This is a genomic window from Lysinibacillus sp. FSL K6-0075 (assembly GCF_038592945.1).
GTDB classification, from domain to species: domain Bacteria; phylum Bacillota; class Bacilli; order Bacillales_A; family Planococcaceae; genus Lysinibacillus; species Lysinibacillus fusiformis_F.
Map to the genome: position 1 here is coordinate 4,580,614 of NZ_CP151947.1, position 19,230 is coordinate 4,599,843.

16 protein-coding genes and 1 riboswitch are annotated in these 19,230 nt (G+C 37.8%); of the genes, 2 read left to right on the top strand and 14 right to left on the bottom strand.

Features of this window, described 5'->3' with window-relative positions:
- Positions 1–202: 202 nt before the first annotated feature.
- The 12 genes from MHB65_RS22995 to MHB65_RS23050 all read right to left on the bottom strand — a co-directional run bounded on the left by MHB65_RS22995 (position 203) and on the right by MHB65_RS23050 (position 12,522).
- Positions 203–1,951, bottom strand: coding sequence for a methyl-accepting chemotaxis protein (locus MHB65_RS22995; RefSeq protein WP_342441846.1), 1,749 nt, complete (start codon positions 1,949–1,951; stop codon positions 203–205).
- A gap of 644 nt (positions 1,952–2,595) precedes the next feature.
- The gene (locus MHB65_RS23000; RefSeq protein ID WP_342441847.1) at positions 2,596–3,891 is read right to left on the bottom strand and encodes an arsenic transporter; all 1,296 of its coding nucleotides are present in this window, start codon (positions 3,889–3,891) and stop codon (positions 2,596–2,598) included.
- Between the two features lie 71 nt (positions 3,892–3,962).
- Positions 3,963–4,682, bottom strand: a complete 720-nt coding sequence (locus MHB65_RS23005) for a YebC/PmpR family DNA-binding transcriptional regulator (RefSeq protein WP_016992915.1) — start codon at positions 4,680–4,682, stop codon at positions 3,963–3,965.
- A 200-nt stretch (positions 4,683–4,882) separates the two neighbouring features.
- The gene (locus tag MHB65_RS23010; RefSeq protein WP_342441848.1) at positions 4,883–5,344 is read right to left on the bottom strand and encodes a low molecular weight protein-tyrosine-phosphatase; all 462 of its coding nucleotides are present in this window, start codon (positions 5,342–5,344) and stop codon (positions 4,883–4,885) included.
- A gap of 60 nt (positions 5,345–5,404) precedes the next feature.
- Positions 5,405–6,007, bottom strand: a complete 603-nt coding sequence (locus MHB65_RS23015; protein ID WP_205445963.1) for a 1-acyl-sn-glycerol-3-phosphate acyltransferase — start codon at positions 6,005–6,007, stop codon at positions 5,405–5,407.
- Between the two features lie 79 nt (positions 6,008–6,086).
- Positions 6,087–6,920 carry a putative RNA methyltransferase gene (locus tag MHB65_RS23020; RefSeq protein ID WP_342441849.1) on the bottom strand — a complete coding sequence of 278 codons (834 nt, stop codon included), beginning with the start codon at positions 6,918–6,920 and terminating at the stop codon, positions 6,087–6,089.
- Between the two features lie 2 nt (positions 6,921–6,922).
- Positions 6,923–8,290 (bottom strand): MATE family efflux transporter, encoded by a 1,368-nt coding sequence (locus MHB65_RS23025; RefSeq protein ID WP_205445965.1) that lies wholly within the window; start codon positions 8,288–8,290, stop codon positions 6,923–6,925.
- 134 nt (positions 8,291–8,424) lie between these two features.
- Complete coding sequence (locus MHB65_RS23030) at positions 8,425–9,192, bottom strand: tyrosine-protein phosphatase (RefSeq protein WP_342441850.1); 768 nt, start codon at positions 9,190–9,192, stop codon at positions 8,425–8,427.
- A gap of 145 nt (positions 9,193–9,337) precedes the next feature.
- The gene (locus MHB65_RS23035; RefSeq protein ID WP_342441851.1) at positions 9,338–10,288 is read right to left on the bottom strand and encodes a cobalamin-binding protein; all 951 of its coding nucleotides are present in this window, start codon (positions 10,286–10,288) and stop codon (positions 9,338–9,340) included.
- Positions 10,272–10,829, bottom strand: coding sequence for a hypothetical protein (locus MHB65_RS23040; protein ID WP_342441852.1), 558 nt, complete (start codon positions 10,827–10,829; stop codon positions 10,272–10,274). The genes MHB65_RS23035 and MHB65_RS23040 overlap by 17 nt, the downstream gene beginning before the upstream one ends.
- A 160-nt stretch (positions 10,830–10,989) precedes the next feature.
- Positions 10,990–11,188: riboswitch (cobalamin riboswitch) on the bottom strand.
- 148 nt (positions 11,189–11,336) lie between these two features.
- Positions 11,337–11,882, bottom strand: coding sequence for a glutathione peroxidase (locus MHB65_RS23045; protein ID WP_342441853.1), 546 nt, complete (start codon positions 11,880–11,882; stop codon positions 11,337–11,339).
- A gap of 85 nt (positions 11,883–11,967) precedes the next feature.
- Positions 11,968–12,522, bottom strand: a complete 555-nt coding sequence (locus MHB65_RS23050) for a hypothetical protein (RefSeq protein ID WP_205445970.1) — start codon at positions 12,520–12,522, stop codon at positions 11,968–11,970.
- 90 nt (positions 12,523–12,612) lie between these two features.
- Between MHB65_RS23050 and ytvI the strand changes: the two genes are divergently transcribed.
- The gene (ytvI, locus tag MHB65_RS23055) at positions 12,613–13,671 is read left to right on the top strand and encodes a sporulation integral membrane protein YtvI (protein ID WP_342441854.1); all 1,059 of its coding nucleotides are present in this window, start codon (positions 12,613–12,615) and stop codon (positions 13,669–13,671) included.
- A 119-nt stretch (positions 13,672–13,790) separates the two neighbouring features.
- Here ytvI and MHB65_RS23060 read toward each other — a convergent pair whose 3' ends face one another.
- Together MHB65_RS23060 and MHB65_RS23065 are read right to left on the bottom strand one after the other, a co-directional pair.
- The gene (locus tag MHB65_RS23060) at positions 13,791–14,945 is read right to left on the bottom strand and encodes an NlpC/P60 family protein (protein WP_342441855.1); all 1,155 of its coding nucleotides are present in this window, start codon (positions 14,943–14,945) and stop codon (positions 13,791–13,793) included.
- A gap of 324 nt (positions 14,946–15,269) precedes the next feature.
- The gene (locus MHB65_RS23065) at positions 15,270–17,258 is read right to left on the bottom strand and encodes an AarF/UbiB family protein (RefSeq protein ID WP_342443782.1); all 1,989 of its coding nucleotides are present in this window, start codon (positions 17,256–17,258) and stop codon (positions 15,270–15,272) included.
- A 249-nt stretch (positions 17,259–17,507) separates the two neighbouring features.
- Between MHB65_RS23065 and MHB65_RS23070 the strand changes: the two genes are divergently transcribed.
- Positions 17,508–19,202: an FAD-dependent oxidoreductase gene (locus MHB65_RS23070; RefSeq protein ID WP_342441856.1), complete on the top strand. Its 1,695-nt coding sequence runs from the start codon at positions 17,508–17,510 to the stop codon at positions 19,200–19,202.
- Positions 19,203–19,230: the final 28 nt, after the last annotated feature.

Here is a 19,230-nt window from a genome sequence, read left to right on the forward strand (position 1 = left end):
CGTTCAACAATATATTACTTTATATTATGTTATGGTTTGGAAGTTTTCACAATGGGTAAAGCACAAATTATTTTCTAATTTCCCTTAATCTGGTTCATTTCAATACTTTTATGCTAACCACTAGTAATATTTTAATGGTCAAAAATTTTAAAAACTATTTTTCCACAAGGCGTACGCTTATAGAAAAATAGTTTTAAGATTATCATAATTTAAATGTATTAATCGTTTCTATAACCTCTTTCGTTGTTTGATCTAATATTGTTACAACCTCATTTAATTCAGAAACCATAGATACTTGTAAATCGGAGGCAGTTGCTACTTCCTTTGTTCCTAGTACACTATGCTTCGCAATAGCATTCATCTGCTCGGTAGTAGCTAATACTTCCTCAGAGCCTGCTGACATTTCTTCAATCACAGCAGAATCATCTTGAATTTTATTATTCACCTCAAGAACAGACTGCAATATTTTCTCTAGACTTACACCTATATGTTGTACTGCTTTATTGCCTGCTTGTACATCTATCGTACTGCTAGACATCTCTTGTAACGCTCGATCAGTTATCTTCTTAAAGCTTTCTAAATGCATGTGTATTTCGTCAGCTGATGCTTTAGACATCTCTGCAAGCTTACGCACTTCATCCGCTACGACTGCAAATCCTTTTCCAGCTTCTCCTGCTCTTGCTGCTTCAATCGCAGCATTTAAAGCAAGTAAGTTTGTTTGATCCGCAATGCTCGTAATGATCGACACCATCTCTTCAATCGATCGGAACTTTTCACCCATTTCCTCGACATGATTAGCCGTACGTAAAACAGAAGATTCCACATTCTGAATTTGAGAGACAACTTCTTGAGAATGGCTAACACTTGTTTCAACCAACCCTGTCATAGCTGATGATGACTCTGCAATTTCTGAAGTTGTATCAGCTAGTCGTTGAATACCAATCGACATCTCATCCATAGTCAATACAACCTCTTGATTGTTTTGCTGCTGTTGCTCACTACCAGCTGCTATTTCGATAATCCGATCAGCAATTTGAGCGTTTGATGCTTCCACATGTTGAGAGGTCTCATCAATTTTTTGAACAACATTTTGTAAGGCAAATGTGCGTTGTTGAATCGTATGGAATGTTTCTTTTAATTTTTGTAGTGATTCTCTAAAGGATTGTGCAAATATAGTAATTTCATTTGTTCCTTTTAACTGTATTTTCTCTACTTCTATCGTTGCCTTAGCAATATCCCCTTGAGCAAAACTTTGCGCTGCAATCCCTAAGTGGGCTAAAGGTTTTAATGCTCCATTTATATAACGATACAGGATAAACATAACAATACCTGTTAAAGCTAATATGACAACAATTAAAGCAGGTAAAATGGCTGTTAATACTGCATTCGCAACACTGCTTACCTCTGTTGCGTCTATATCAACCCCAACAAAGGCAACGATATTCCCTGCCCCATCCTTTAATGGAACAGTACCAGATAAATAATCTCCAAAATCACTATGTAAAATATCGGAGTAGTAACTTCCTGTATTTTTTACTTTTTCAATATCTTTGTAGTATGTGGAAGAAGACTCGTCTCCTATAGCTCCAGCATTTTCTTGGTCATCTACTGGCATACCGTCCACTAAAAACCGTACCTTTTTATCTTCCTGTGGTACTGCGAAAGTATAGGCATAGAGAACACCATTTATTTCACGTAATTCGTTGAGCTCTTCCCGAAGTCGCCAATATAACTCAGATTCTTTTGGTTCCTTTGAGAGTTGCTCATATTCAGCTGCATTTAAATGTTTTGCAATATTCTCAGCAACTGCAACTGCCTGCGTTCCCATTGTTTTATTAACAGATGATTTTGCTGTATAAATTGTTGTTATAATGAAAAAAGTTAACAAAGCCACTAACATTACCAATGACATTAACACTATTCTATTGCTTAATTTGCCTGTCGCTCGCATACTTTCCTCCTTTAATATACTGATATATTAATATCTTAATAGTACATATTGTACTATTCATAGTGTTGAAAAACAAAACAGTCAATTGAAAGGTAGAAATGGATTTCCGTTGCAGGCTACTTGCTTTCCTGTGGGCGAGCGCCGAATCGCTTCCTCCGCTACCGCTCCGTGCAGGGCTTCGCCTGTCTCGCTATCCCACGGGAGTCAAGTAGCCTTCCACTTCAACCCACTGACTTTTTAGCAAAGGTTTTCAAATAAAGTGAAAGTGTTTACTACTCTTTATAGAGGGGTGTTGTCACGCTTCACTTCTTCACATTGAAAATAAGAGCTCATCCCCTCTAAGAATACAGTTAATGGGCGATTTAATCGCTATGCTGCTATGAAAAAAGTAAAGACACTTTGCAGCATGGTTGATTGGAGTGGAGCCAGCGTCACTCCTAGGGGATTTAGCGTCACAGAGGAGACCCTGGAGCGAACGGAAGTGAGTGAAGCGGCTCATCGGACGCCCCCTGGAAAGGACGTTGGCGGAACGGAAATCAACCCCTCACCTTGCAAAGTTGCTTTTTCTGCCGTTGACATCATCTTTTTTCAACAACATGAATAGTACATATTGTACTATTTTTTTAACTATTTCGACAATCAATCTATGATATGAAGCAAATCCACATAATTAACGCAAGTAAAGTGGCGAACAGTGTCGGAATGGTAAGAATAACACCGATTTTAAAATACTGTCCCCAGCTAATTTTAATGCCTTTCTGGGCTAATATATGCAGCCATAGCAATGTTGCCAGTGAGCCAATCGGTGTCATTTTTGGACCTAAATTCGTACCGATTACATTGGCATAAATCAATCCCTCTTTCATCATGCCTGTTGCACTTGTTTCGGAAATTGCTAATGCATCAATCATAACAGTAGGTAAATTGTTCATGACAGCAGACAAAATGGCAGCAACAAAACCCATCGTCATCGTTGCTACTACGAACCCCTGCTGTATAGCTTGCTCTAATAAATTTGCTAGCAATCCTGTCATCCCTACATTTTTCAAGCCATAGACAACCACATACATGCCAATTGAGAAGAACACAATACTCCATGGCGCTCCTTTTACAACCCTCTTTGTATCTACAACAGAACTACGCTGTGCAAGCCCTAAGAAAATAGCAGCGACCCCACATAAAATAAAGGATACAGGGATATGTAAAATCTCACCAGCTACGAATCCCACTAACAGAATCGCAATGACAAACCAAGCGATCGAAAATAATTTGGGATCTCGGATTGCCAGCTTTGGTTGCTCAACTGCCTCAAGAGAATAGTGTCGTGGAATGGAACGACGAAAAACAATGGAAAGGACTACTATACTTGCCACTAACGAAAAGAAATTCGGTACGACCATATGAACTGCATAATCTATAAAGCCGATGTCAAAAAAATCAGCTGATACGATATTCGTTAAATTGCTAATAACAAAAGGTAAGGAGGTTGTGTCTGCTATAAAACCACTTGCAATAATAAATGGAAAGATCATTTTTTCAGTCAAGTTCAGTTTCCTCACCATCGCTAAAACGATCGGCGTTAGTATTAAAGCACCTCCATCATTAGCAAACAAAGCCGATACAACAGCTCCAAGGCAACTAATATAAACAAATAAGCGAATTCCGCTTCCCTTTGCAAGTCGTGCCATATGTAGAGCCGCCCATTCAAAAAAGCCAATTTCATCTAAGATAAGTGAAATTAAAATAATGCCAATAAATGATAGCGTTGCATTCCAAACGATTCCAGTTACCTCTAACACATCATGCCATGTTACTACTCCTATTAATAGTGCTATAGCTGCTCCTATACAGGCCGACCAGCCAATTGATAGTTTTCGTGGTTGCACTATGACAAAAAATAACGTAACTAAAAATAAAATAATAGCTAAAGCAGTCTGCATCGTTTCCTTTCCTCCCCTAATTAAAAACCAGTAGCTTAAATGCTACTGGTTTACTCAAGTTATTGATCTGTTTATTCGCCTAAATCTGCATTGTGGAAGACGTTTTGTACATCTTCTAAATCTTCTAATGCATCGATTAGTTTTTCAAACTTCGCTACATCGTCGCCAGTTAAAGTCACTTCTGTTTGAGGAAGCATAGAAAGCTCTGCTACTGTAAATTCTTCTACGCCCGCAGCTTTCAATGCTTCTTGTGTCGCAAAGAATTGATCTGGTTCTGCATAAATAATAACCGCTTCTTCTTCTTCTAGAATATCGCGAGCATCAATATCCGCTTCCATTAAAATCTCTAGTACTTCATCAGCCGTTTTACCTTCTAAGCCGATAACTGCTGTTGAATCGAACATATAAGCTACAGATCCACTAACACCCATATTCCCGTTATTTTTACCAAATGCTGCACGTACATCAGAGGCTGTACGATTTACATTGTTTGTTAAAGCATCCACGATAATCATTGTGCCAGCTGGTCCAAAGCCTTCATAACGTAATTCATCAAAGTTTTCATCACCGCCACCTTTTGCTTTATCGATGGCTTTTTCTATAATATGTTTTGGAACACTGTATGTTTTTGCGCGTTCAAGCACTACTTTAAGTGCACGGTTTGACTCTGGATCTGGTTCGCCTGATTTAGCTGCCACATAAATTTCTCGCCCAAATTTTGCATTAATACGGCTTGTGCTTTGATCTTTAGACGCTTTCTTTTCTTTAATATTGTTCCACTTACGACCCATTGTTTCCACTCTCTTTCAAAAGATAATTTATAAAAATAATAGATACACAGTTGCATATCTGTAAATGGTAATTAAATACTTATCGTATCTTTACTCTGCAAATAATAACACAATGATGCTTACAAAGCTAGATATACCAATGTTTAAGGTAGCATTTTTCTGAAGAAATCGCTGTTAAAATTTACGTTTTTAGCGCCACCTTACAACAGCTCTTGTTTAATTTTTGCTAGTAATGCCTGACAGCCTTCTTGTACTAAATCATAGGTTTCCTGAAAATCACCTGTATAGTAAGGGTCAGGGACATCTTTGCCATGCGCTGTTAAATCTAAAAAACGAAAAACCTTTGGTGAGTGAGGGTTACCTAGCATCGTTCGGATATTGCGAATATTGCTTTCATCCATACCAATAATATAAGCGAACTTTTCAAAATCAGCCTTTAGTAATTGTCGACCTTGCATGCCTATTGTGGAAATACCGTATTCCTTAAGCTTATCCTGTGTACCCCGATGAGGAGGTTCACCGATATGCCATGAGCTAGTGGCAGCAGAATCCACTTCAATTTTTTCTTCTAAATGCTCTTTCTTCACCAAGTCACGCATGACCGCCTCTGCCATGGGAGAGCGACAAATATTACCTAAACATACGAAAAGTACTCGAATCATTTTATTTTCCTCCTACAACAAAGCACTCAAAATCAATTTGATTCTGAGTGCCATTTGCTTTTATTTTACGGGAATACGTTTTTGTAATTCTTCTGTTAGCGCGACTAGCTCATGCTCAAGGTGTTGAGTAAACTGCTCACGACCTTCTTTGCCCTTACCTGTTACATAAAATGGCTCACCATAAATTAAATAGCCTTTGCCACGCTTCATCACATCACCAGCATTACGCGCACCAACGTAAGCAGCTGGAACGATTTGCGCCTTTGCCAATTGTGCAATGGTAATGGCTCCTTGCTTTAAATCCGTTCCTTCTGTGCTGCGTGTACCAGAGGGGAAAATCCCTACAATTTTACCTTCCTTCAATAACTGTGAAGGAATTTTAATCACGCTCGGCCCAGGATTATCACGGTCTACTGGAAAAGCATTTAAATGCTTAACAAGCCAGCCAAGCCCTTTCATTTCAAATAATTGCTTCTTTGCCATAAAGTGAATTTCACGAGGGTACATGGCTACACCAAGGTTTAAAATATCAACATAGCCTGTATGTGTACAAGCGATAATAAACCCGCCCTCTTTCGGCAAGTTTTCTTCTCCATATACACGAGCCTTTGAACCCATTAATTTTAATATTACTTTGACAACATTTGCTGCTAGTTTATACACTGTTACATTCCTACCTTATTCAATGTTTATTCCCATTGTAATCGAAAAGACCAGTATACTGCAATTGCAGGTGACCAACTTAACCCTTCCCTACTAACAGATCCACATCAATCGTAATTTCATTTAAGACAATGGCTGTTTCCTCTTTTTTATGCCAGCCCATTGGTGTCATCTCTAATAACGCAGGTACTAGTTCTTTTGCAAGCGGTAAAGTATAAGTTACACGTTCTACATTTACCTCCCGAAAGCTAGCCTGAAAACGAGCCACAATTTGTTCATTGGAGTAAGTTTCCTTGTTTGAATCTGCATATAATTGAGCACGCAGCTCCTGCAAATAGCCACTTTGCGGTACAACCTTTACAAGACAGCCATTCGGTGTAAGAAGTCGTTTAAACTCCTCATAATTTGCAGGCGATAAAATATTTAAAATCGCATCAAAGCTTGCTTTAGCAAATGGACTTTTGGCTAAATCACCTACACACCAAATTTGTTGTGGATAATGACGTGCGGCAGCCAAAATACCCTCCTTTGCTATGTCGATACCAATGCCAACACCATGATCTGTATCTTTCATAATGCGAGCTAAATGTGATCCCTCTCCACAACCAGTATCTAGCACCGTTTTTGCAGAGGTTATAAGCTCACCGATTCGCGCTTCTACAGCATCATAAATTCCACTATCAATAACAGCCTTGCGGGATTCAAAGAGACCCTTACTATATTTAGAAGCAGCGTTATGTGTCAGCATGTTGACATAGCCCTGCTTCGCAATATCAAAAGAATGATTAGAAGAACAAACCAATCTCCCCTGCTCATAGACATGCATTGATTGCTGACATATAGGACAAGCAAAAAGTGTGATATGTTGATCCATTAATGCTGCTCCTATAGCACGTTTAGATAATGCGCCCATTTCTATGCCTCCTTCTCGTCGTTCGGTGAAACGAGAGCATAACGCTCCCATTTACGGCTTTTCCATCTAAAGTATACGATAATTGCACGTACCCATTCATCTGCTGAAATCGCTAGCCAAATTCCGACCAAGCCCCAATCCAACACAAATACAAATAAATAGCCAAGCGGAAGACTCATGCAAACCATCGATAGAAAACCAATTTTCACAGGGAATCTGGCATCTCCAGAAGCACGTAAAGAGTTAATAACAACGATATTCATCGTGCGGCCAGTCTCTAGTAAAATACTTAGAGCTAACACGGACGCTCCAATCTTAATGACCTCTGGATTATCAGTAAAAACTTGCATGAGGGGCTTACGGAAAATCGTAACGACCGCGACCATAATAATCGTAAAAACAAATGCTGCACGAACACTTTTCCATAGCTGATGATACGCCTCATCTTTCTCTCCTGCACCTACATGACGACCAATAATAATGGCGGTTCCTGTACCAATGGCAATTGCAAATAAATACGTAAACATCGAAATATTCATAGCATACTGTCGTGCTGCTAGTGTTTCTGCGCCTAAGTAAGTCGCATAATATAAAAAGATGATCTGACAAAACTGATAAAGTACCTGCTCAAATGCAGATGGTAAACCAATGTTTAGTATTTTCCTTACATATTCCTTTGAATACTCAAAATAATATTGTAACTTCACGCGCACTTCCATTACCTGATATAGCAACCAGAAAAATACTAGTACAGCTAAAGCGCGGCTAATGACAGAGGAAATAGCCGCTCCTTTCACACCAAGCTCTGGTAAACCTAAATTCCCAAATATAAGACCGTAGTTTAGCACAACATGTAAGACGTTCATGCCAAATGATACGTACATAGTTTGTTTTGTCCAACCATGAACACGAATAATTGCAGCAAGTGCATTAATAATTGCCTGTAGGAAAATAAAACTCCCAATGATGACTAAGTAACTTTGTGCATAGTGGAGTACTTCTCCCTGCAAGTTCATCATCGTCATCAAATGTCTCGCAAAGAAGAAAAATAAAATACTCATTAAAAGTCCAACGACCAAATTCATTGTGACCGCTAACGCCGATATCTTCGCTGCTTCAAAAAAGCGTCTTGAACCTAAATACTGTGAAACAACAATAGATGCACCATTGCCCACTACTTCCAGTATCAAGATAGCTATATGGATATATTGATTGGCTGCACCTACTCCTGATACAGCATTATCTGATAAAGCACTGAGCATAAAAGTATCGGCTAGTCCCATCAACATAAATAGAAATACTTCTAAGAAGATAGGCCATGTTAAATGGAATAGACTTAACTTATTTGTCTCTTTAATTGTGTCTGCCAATACTTTCACTTCTCCTATATTTTCTTAAAAATCTATTGTATCTTATCACAAATTTTCAGACTGTAAAGAGGTTTATAGGAAGACAGCGCTTCCACGTAAAAAATCCCTTTCACTTAAGTGTGAAAGGGGCCATTTTAAATTAAGCAATAGGATTGCAATTGCTCTCGTTTTTCAATTGTTAGGCCAAACTCCTGCTCTAAAAACCCAGTCTTTGAACCATAATGGCGATCCATAGCTTCCAATGCTGCTTGTAAATAGTCTTCGCGAGCGGACATTAATGCATAAAATTGCTGTAGCTCTTGGTCATTATACTGATGCTGAATAGCCTGAACCATTCTTTCTACCATTGGACGTAAATGTATATTCGTATCTAAATAGTCTTCCATAATCGTCTCCTCAGGGACATCTAAAGCTAGCAATATAAGGGCCCCTCCTATCCCTGTTCGGTCTTTTCCGACTGCACAATGATGAACAAGTCCTAAATTATCAGGGTTTTGAATAGTTAGCATTAACTCTTTAAATGAAGGATTATTAAACGGCATTTGTGCATAAAAATCCCGGAACATTTCAGGGCTCACTACTTTATAGAAATCTCTCCCCCCAGCATTTGTAGGCATTTCAAAAGAATGATTGCCCTTCGCTGGAATTTGAATATATTGAGCGTGTGAGAACACAGGGTTAGGATTATGATACGCCTCACTGTTATCACGATAATCAAAAATGGTTTTAATCCCTAACGTTTCAAATAGCTCTTTATCCGCCAGTGTCATTTTCCCAAGAGCTGCTGAGCGGTAAAATAAACCGTTCTTTACCCTACGTCCATCACTTGTCTTATACCCACCCATGTCTCGGAAATTATAGACTGCCTCAAATGGAATCGCCTTTGTCTCTAATTGTTCCAATCACTACACCTCCTAAAATGATCGAGCATACTTACTTTTATTTTAAAGAACAAACTAAATTAATTCCAATTTTCACGCTAGGTAATAATTAAAACCACATCAAAAATGCTAGCTGAAAGGCTTACAGCTAGCATGGAAACATTTCTTATTTAAATAACTCTGGATATACAGCCTTCGCTACTAATTCTACAGCTTCACCGATACGTGGACCAGGTCGATTCGAGATATCTGTATCAAGAGATAATACCGCTTTGTTTTGAATAGCTGTCACAGTATTCCAACCATCACGCGCAAGAATTTCTCCTATTGGATCTTCTGTATAGTTTACTGTCGTTAAAATAACGTCTGGGTTTTTCGCAATCACATCTTCCTCAGAAACTTGCGCCCAACTATTCAATTCAGAAAAAACATTATTAACATTAGCTGCATCTAGTATTTCTTGTTGGAAAGTGCTAGAGCCCGCTGTATAAATGTCTGGCTTAGGGCTAACCTCTAAATAAACATTTTTCGGCGTCTTTACGTCTTTCACCTTCGTTTGTACTTCAGCAATTTTCGCTTTAATCTCTTCGTTTAATTTACTTCCTTGATCAGCAACATCCATCACAGCAGCAATTTGTTCGATATCTCCATAAACATCATCGAAAGTAGTCGCAGATTGAATAACAAACACTTTAATTCCTGCATCTTCAAGCGGCTTTAGTGCATCCTTATCACCGATTGTATAAGCAATGACAACATCTGGCTTTAACGCTAAAATTCGTTCACTGTTAAAATTCGTAGTATCAGAGACACGTTCAATTTTTTGTGCTTCCTCTGGGTAAGTATCGTACTCAGTTGCCCCTACAATTTTATCGCCAACACCTAGAGCAAACAAGATTTCAGTATTACTTGGTTGTAATGATACAACTGTTTTTGGAACTTCATTAAATTCTATTTCAACACCACGGTCATCTGTCACTTTATAGCTTGTTTTCTCTGTGTGTTGTGTATCCTGTGAAGCATCTTTGTTTTTTGTATCTTCAGCAGTGCCACAGCCTGCTAACATCAGTGCAAGTAAGAGCACTGATAGCCATTGGAATTTAAATACTTTCTTCATTATTATTCTCCTTTTTCTTTTTCATTGGGTATGATTTACTAATAAATGGTATTTCAGCTATTCCTGTTTGCTGATTCATAAAAACAGCCATGACAAAACATACATTAGCTAATAAGCCAAGGTAATCGAAAAGAATAGCAGGAACCGCTCGTTCTTCTGATACTTTGTGTAAGGTACGATATGATTTTTTTGCTTCACTGCGGCAAAGATGTAAAGCAGCAGCGGCCTCAGTTCCTTGAGGTAAAACAAAACTTTGAATCTCTTCCTTCACATGACCAACGTAAAAGTCATAACGCTCACTTAACCAAGATAAATCCTCTTCAGTTACTGCTAGTTTTCCACGAACTGAGCCATTGACATGATAAGCCATAGGTAAAATAAGCATTAAATCCTCTTCAACAACTTGAATATCCTCTTTTTTTACTGCAGCTAATGCAACTCCTAGATGTGTTGTGAGGCTATCCGTTCGAATTTCAAAATCGACCGTTGAAGCTTTCTCACGCATAAATGGATAACAAGAATAACGTGCATCTTTTTTCACTTGCTGTCCCCCCTACTTTCTATAATGAAAAATTCTTACATGAAAGGCATAAAAAAAGCCGCTCCTTTTGCAAAGGAACGACAAAAATAACATAATGATCGCCATCAAGCTCGACTTAGCCTATGTTTTTGCCGTATATCCTCCTAGCTTCCGAGAAGTTTTTATACGTTCAAATAAAGGTCGGTCTCCTGGCTTGTACAGTTCATTACATGAAACGAATGAGTTATAAAGAACCTTCCCATCTTCTTTGAGACAGTGGTAAATCTTTATAATGGCTGTACTTACAGTTGCGGAAACAGCTCCGGTTTTTCACCGGATTCCCGATTATGCTAACTAGCACCTTTATTCTGCAAGAATAATTCATTTGTAAAGCAGTTTATCATATATGATTCAGAAAAAATAGTTGTGCTGCGCATGGATAACTTTAAACATCCAGCAATATTTCTACTTTAAGAGAAAATTTAAAACCATTTTATAAGTTTTTACATTATTAAAAAAATTTATAGACTATAATAGTGTTTCAATTGCCTGTTCGATATCGAGCTGAGAATCTGTTGGCTCAAAGCGTGCGACAGTCTTACCACCAGCATCTACTAGAAACTTTGTAAAGTTCCAGCGAATATTACGACCATCTAAAAAGCTTGGGGCAAGTTGAACAATTGCTTCAGCAAGCATTTTCTCTTGCATACTTGCCTTACCAAATTCTCGAAAATTCGCTTCATGCTTTAAATAATTAAAGAGTGGATGTGTAGCCTCACCATTCACCTGTACAAGCTCAAAAATCGGGAATGTGACTCCATAGTTCACCTTGCAAAGATGCTTAGTTTCCTCCCCATCTTCAGGATTTTGATGACCAAATTGATCACAGGGGAAGCCAAGGACTACAAAATTTTCTTTCCCATATTTATCATACATTTTTTGTAAATCTTCAAATTGATATGTAAATCGGCATTGATTTGCCGTGTTAACAATTAACATTGTTTTTCCACGATATGTTTCCATCGATAAAATTTCACCATTAGGCTTCCGTACTAGATAATTATAAATGCTCATGCCATAACCCCTTATAGTTTTTCGTTTATTATAGTTGACTAGTCAACAGATCATCAAAGAATTTGCCCAAAAAAACACCATCTCGCTACTTTGAACGGATGGCTGACTTATACTTCTTTTTATATTTAGCATCTTGCTCTTCATTAATTAAACGATGGGCAATGTCTAATAATTTCGAGTCATTTGTTTGATCATATAGCTTTTTAAATGACATAATAATATCCTGTCGAATGAGAGATGGCTGCTTTTCATCTATACATGTTTGAAATCTTTTAGCTAGATATGACACAACCAGATCTCTTTGTACCTGTCCTGCTTGCCCAATTTTCCAAATTGCTTGTAATGCATGCCTTGCTGTGACGGATTGTTCGTCATAAGTCACAGCCCAAATCTTTAAGAAATCCTCCAATACCCTTTCTTCTGGATCACTTTTTGCAGCTAAAGCGCATAAAATTTGTGCAGCACGTGCACGAGAATATCCATTTTTGTATGTAAGTGCTTTTATTAGCTGTTCCCAAACTGCATATGTCCAATCTACGGGTTCCTGCATAATCTTCAATAATTCCTCGTAAGATTCATATTGAATATCGCGATCATGCTCTGTTAGATTATTAAAAAGTTGCAGAATCTCTTTTTCCATAATTTATCCCTACCTTTATTGTTTCAGAACGTAATAAAATTTGATTTATGGTACACTTAACTTAATTTTTTTCGCAAAGAAGGTGAGTTTATGAATAAATTTAATGCTAGGAAATTGATTTTTCGGTTGATTGTGATTTTATCCCTACTTATAGCTGCCTATTTTGTTATCCCTGTGTCCATGCCTTTAATATTCGCTGGGATTAGTGCATTTTTCTTAGAACCAATTGTCATGTTCTTTAAGCGGAAATGGAAAATGTCACGGAAAATAGCAGTTGCTTTTATTTACATAGTGAGTGTTATTGTTATATCTATTATTTGCTATCTTTCCATTACACAAATCATGACGCAAATAATTTTACTGTCTAAGCAAGCTCCCTATTATATTTCCAAGCTATCAGATATGTGGCTTCATATGCAAGAAAATATTTCTAAATACACAGAAGACTTTCCACCTGAAGTAAGTACTTCGCTTCAAAAAACCACAATGGATTTCATTAAGAAAGTTGAAGAATTCTTTTTAAGCTTCTTTAATTATAGCAAAGTTTCAGCATTCTTTTCAGAGATTCCCAGCCTATTTATCAGTCTTCTCGTTTATATGATTGCTCTATTCCTATTTATGCTTGATTTGCCTAAGTTAAAGCAAATCACTTATAAATATTTAAAGCCAAATACGGCAAAAAAGATAAAAATTATTTTAAATCGCTTAAAAGATGCAACATTTGGCTATATGAAGGCGCACTTATTTGTAAGCTTTATCATTGGAGGCGTCACACTCATTGGACTGCTATTAATCCAACCGAAATATGCGGTAACGATGACGATTATTATCTGGTTAATAGATATTGTACCATTCCTAGGCTCCATCATTATTTTAGCGCCATGGGGGCTCTATCACCTTTTGATGGGAAACACATCTATAGCTGTAAAATTATTCATCTTAGCTGCTATTTTACTGATTATTCGTCGAGTAGTCGAGCCTAAATTAATGGGAGACCATATCGGTTTATCTACTTTGCCGACATTAATTGCCATGTTCATAGGCCTACAGTTATTTGGTATTATCGGCTTACTCGTTGGCCCATTTGTTATTATATTCTTTATTGCTTTAAAAGAGACAGGTGTCATCAAAGTAAATTTTAAAATTTGATAGCAATCTATATGTTCGAAAGTCTCTCTTCAAAATCAACATAAAAAGGTCATCTTTGTATATTTTTCTCTACAAAGATGACCTTTTCCGTATGTCAATCGTCTATATGATAGTGAGGCTTATTGAATACGACCAAAGCCTACTAAGTATTGATTCCACCAATCAAGTGATTCAATTACAACACCATTGTTTTGAGCATCGATCATCGTGTTGTTACCTAAATAAATACCTACGTGTGCTACACCTGAACCATAGCTGAAGAATACTAGATCTCCAACACGTGCTTCACTTGCTGAAACGCGTTGTGTTGCTAAATATTGTTGTGATGCTGTACGTGGTAAAGAAACACCTGCTTGTTTATAAGACCACTGTACAAGACCTGAACAGTCAAAACCTGTTGATGGGTTGCTACCACCCCAAACATATGGACGTCCTAAAAATTGTTTAGCTGTTGAAATGGCATCTCCTGAAGAGACAGTACCAGCTCCTGACCCAACAATAATTTTTTGTGGTTCGCCACCACCATTATTTTGAGTTGCTTGTACTACTGGTGTAGCTGCTTGAAGAGCACGTAAACGAGCTGCTTCTTCTTCAGCTGCTTTACGCTCTGCTTCTAAACGTTCTTCTTCTTGTTTCGTTGCAATTTCAGCTTTTAATGCAAGTGATTTCGCTTCGTTTTCAGCTTTCTTCACTTCCATTTCGCTTTCCTTTTGTTGAAGCTCTTGGAATTGTTTTTGAAGTTCTTTTTGTTTTTCATCTAATGTAGCTTTTTGTTGCTCTAAGCTTGCTTTATCCGCTTCCTGTTGATCCACTAATTCTTGGTCAGCATCCATTAATGTTTTTACCGCTACGACACGGTCCATTAAATCTGCAAAGCTTTTTGCTTCAAGAACTACGTTTAAATAAACACCTACAGTGTTGTCTTGTGCTTGGTATGCAGCCATACGTTCACTTAAAATTTTTGAACGTTGCTCAATGCGTTTTTGTGTTTCAACAATACTAGCATCCACTTCTTTAATATCAGCTTGCACTTGTTTAAATACCTTTACTTTTGCGTCGATCTCTTGTTGTAATTTTGTTAGTTCTTCTTGTAATTTTTTAATTTGTGCATCTATCTCAGCCTTTTTCTCAATCATTTGTTGAGAAGTTTCTTCGGCTTGTACTTCTGTTGGTTGAATTGTATTAAATAATAAGCCGCCAGCTAGTGCCAATGCTAGCACCATCGACTTACGCCATTTGTTACGCTTAGCCACGTTACCTTCATTTCCCTTCATCTATCAATTTCGCTCTCGATATTCTATGTAATCACTTGAACGATTTCTATTTTAATCAAATGTTCTTATATTTATTTTAGCCTTTTAAAGTTTAGCATTTTCTACATAACTTTTATACTATTTCATGTCTATTTAATACATTAGTAAAACTCGAAATATTTCTGTAACATTCGCACTTAAACTACATTATTCTACAAAACACTGTTTTCTTCTACACAAGGAAACTATTAGCTAATTCGACATTAGACCCAGCTAATAGTTTGTAATGGTTTTGTAATATTTCATGGTATCAAATAAAAAAAGGTAGGGGAAAAATTTCCCTACCTACTGCTTCATTGACCTTAATGCTTGTATAGATAATCTCACTAACAAAATAGCACATAAAAATAAACCTAAATAAGCCGCTGTGTTCAAATATACCGCATAAGAATCATGGATAAATTGTGAAATAGCTAAGAGAGCGACAGATATAATACCAAAGGTTATCCCCACCAGCAGCAATACAAATCGAGAGAACAAATGTGTAATAAAACGGGCATTATGTTCATCCGAAAAAACATCATGATGTAAAATGATTTTTCCACTTTCAACCCGCTGAATGAGCTGATCGACTCTTCTAGGCATTTTACGTAAAGTTGGTATCAGCATGGATAATTCTTCTTGCAGACGCTCCTTAGTTGCCATCGGTTCTTTAAATGGCTTTAGGAAAGAGGCACGCATATATGTAGCAGAAAAATCCTTTGCCTCTGTAAAAATATCAAAACGTGGATCAATTACCCGTAGTGTGCCATCTAGCGTCACTAAGGAGCGGAGAGCCAATCCCACCGCTGGATAAAATGCAAGTCCAAAATCTCTTACCACTGTAAATAGCGCATGAATTAATTCTTCAGTAGGTATACGGTCAACATAGGAAATTTTCAGTAATATTTGATCGATTGCCTGCTCCATTCTAGCACGTTCTGCATGATCAGCATTTTCCACTAATAATGTTAAACCATCATATAAAACGCTTGAATCATTCAGCTGAATGCCCATTAAAAATAACTTCAAGCCTTCTTGCTGTGTTGCACCTAAGCGTCCTACTGCCCCAAAATCAAGCAAGACTGGCGTGCCATCTGTTTCATCTATGTGGATATTCCCTGGATGTGGGTCTGCATGAAAAATACCTGAGAATAACATTTGCTCAAAAAATGAATACAGTACTGTTCTTGCAAACGACCTACGATCAATAGACAAACGATTGAACTCAGATGCCCCATCTGCCACACTTTGTCCGCGAATATACTCCATCACAATGATATTTTCATTACTGTAAGGCGTAAATATTTTAGGAATTCGAACCTTGTAATCACTTTTCGCTAGCGCATTCTTCACCTGTAGCGTATTACGTACTTCAATATCTAAATGAATCTCCTCACGTAGTCCATCTGCAAATCCACCAGCCAACTCTCGAAAGCCTAATGATTCTGCCCAGGTCGATTTTGTAGATAGCCAATTAGCAAATTCCTCTAAAATTTCAAGATCATCGCGCATAATTCCCTTTACTTCTGGACGCAATAGCTTGACTACCACCTCTTCATAATTTTTAAGCCGCGCTTTATGCACCTGGCCAATAGAAGCTGCTGCAATGGGCTCCATTTGAAATTGACTAAATATTTCGTCCATGGATTGTGGAAGAGACCTCTCTAAAATTTGTTTCACTTGCTCCTCCGGTAAAGGCTTTACTCGGTGTTGAAGCCTTTCTAACTCATCAATAAAAATAGGTGAAAAAAGTTCTTTTCGTGTGGAGAGCACCTGGCCAAATTTGATAAAAATCCCACCACATTGTTCTAGTGTTGCTCGCAAAGCAATCGCAAGCTCTTTTTCATTTTCCCGTTGCCTCGCATATTTAATCGTTTGTACGACACCGTTTGTAACAGCAATTTTTAATACCTGACGCAGACGTTTCTGCTGTCGCCAATAGCTACGCAATCGCAATAATAAAGATTTTTGGCCGTTACGGCGATCTCCATTTGTAATGCCACTTGGGTCAAAAAGCTCAAATACCAAATAAAGCAACATCGAAATGAGTAGCATACTTCCAATCCAAATCAGTGTGCTTACCTCTGTAACTGTTTGCATCATCGTTTCTGACAAAAAATCTGTATGGCGCAGATAAGAATACCAGTAAACAAAAGAGGTTAATGTCACGCTAATAACGACTGAAAGCACTCTTCGCACAAAATTGATATTTGAGCCAATTAATCGTCCACTCACAATATAAATCAAACCCGATACTACAAGGATTTGGATTAAAAACTTCAAAAAGATCAACAGTGTCACCCCCTGTGCCATTTCCATTTCCTACTACCGCTAGTATAGCAAATTTGTGCACCAACTTTCTTTAACAAGGAACACCTCGGAAAATTTATTAAGTCTATACCTTGATAAAATACCTATAAGGGTATATTATTTATTTGTAGCATTAAACTACATATTTCATTAGTAATTTGAAACAAAACCCTTATTTAATAGCTTTTAAATACCCCATTATGTATTTACTAAGAAAAGGAGTGTTTACAATTGAGTAAAAAATTTTTAGTAGTTGGTGGCGTTGCAGGTGGTGCCTCCACAGCAGCACGTATTCGCCGTCTCGATGAAAAGGCAGAAATTATTATGTTCGAAAAAGGGCCGAATGTTTCATTCTCTAATTGTTCTCTACCCTTCCATTTAAGCGGGATTGTTGAAAATAGCGACAAATTAATTTTAATGACACCTCAAGGCTTTCAAACAAAATACAATATTGAGGCTCGTGTTCAGCAAGAAGTTGTACACATTAATCGAAAGCAAAAAACCATCACCATTAAGGATTTAAAAACGAATAGAGATTATGAGGAAAGTTACGATACGTTAGTGCTATCCCCAGGAGCAAGTCCTATCGTTCCTGACTTAGAGGGCATTCATTCTAAGCACGTCTTTACCATTCGAAATGTGGTGGATATTGACCGTTTAAATCGATATCTACAAACAGATAATGTACAAGATATTGCAGTGATTGGTGGGGGCTTCATTGGTGTAGAGGTAGCGGAAAATTTGAAGCTAGCAGGCTATAATGTATCTCTAGTTGAATTCGGGCAACAAATTATGGCCCCTTTTGATTATAACATGGCTCAAATATTACACAAAGAAATGACCGATAAAGGGGTTCAAGTCATTGTCAATGACGGTCTTGCAAAAGTTGCACCAGATTATGTGGCGTTGAATTCGGGCAAACAATTGAAAGCACAAGCAGTTGTATTAGCAATTGGTGTTCGCCCTGAAATCCGCTTAGCTCAAGAGGCCGGGCTAACAATCGGCGAACTCGGAGGTATTCAAGTTGATGCTAATTACGTGACATCTGATTCTTCCATATACGCCGTTGGAGATGCGATTGAAGTTTTCCATCAGCTTACCCATAAACAGACACGCCTCGCTTTAGCTGGTCCCGCTCAACGACAAGCACGTGCTGCAGCTAATCATATGTATAACATCCCTCATCACAACAAAGGAGTCATCGGATCTTCAAGTGTACAAATTTTCGACCTTGTATGTGCCACAACGGGTTTGAATGAAAAAACAGCCCTAGCAAATGGATTCCAGGCAAACAGTGTTTATTTGATAGCTCCCGATAAAGTAGGTTTAATGCCAAATAGTAATCCACTTCACTTCAAGCTTGTTTATGAAACACCAACAGGTAAAATCCTTGGAGCCCAAGCTATTGGTAAAGGTAATGCAGATAAACGGATTGATGTTATAGCTACCCTCATCACAACGGGCGGTACTTTAGAAGATTTGAAGGAGCTAGAGTTAAGCTATTCTCCAATGTTTAGCACCGCTCGTGATATTGTCAATTTGGCAGCTCTTGTAGCTCAAAATCTATTACACGGACACTTCAAACAGGTAAAAGTTGATGAAGTAAGAAAACTCATTGAAAATCATGCCTACATCCTAGACGTACGCGAAAAGAATGAATTTGAATGTGGTCATCTTATCAATGCGCACAATATACCTTTAAGTGAACTTCGGGAAAGAATGAATGAGATACCGAAGGATCAACCAGTGTATGTACATTGCCGATCCGGTCAACGTAGCTATAATGCTGTCATGGCCCTTCAGAATAGCGGTTTTTCTAATGTCTTTAATGTAAGTGGATCATTCCTTGGCATTTGCTTATATGAATATTTTACAGATATCACAACGAACAGAGATAAAATTGTTACAGCTTATAATTTTAATTAAGCGAAAAGGGATGCCATTCACACAGCAT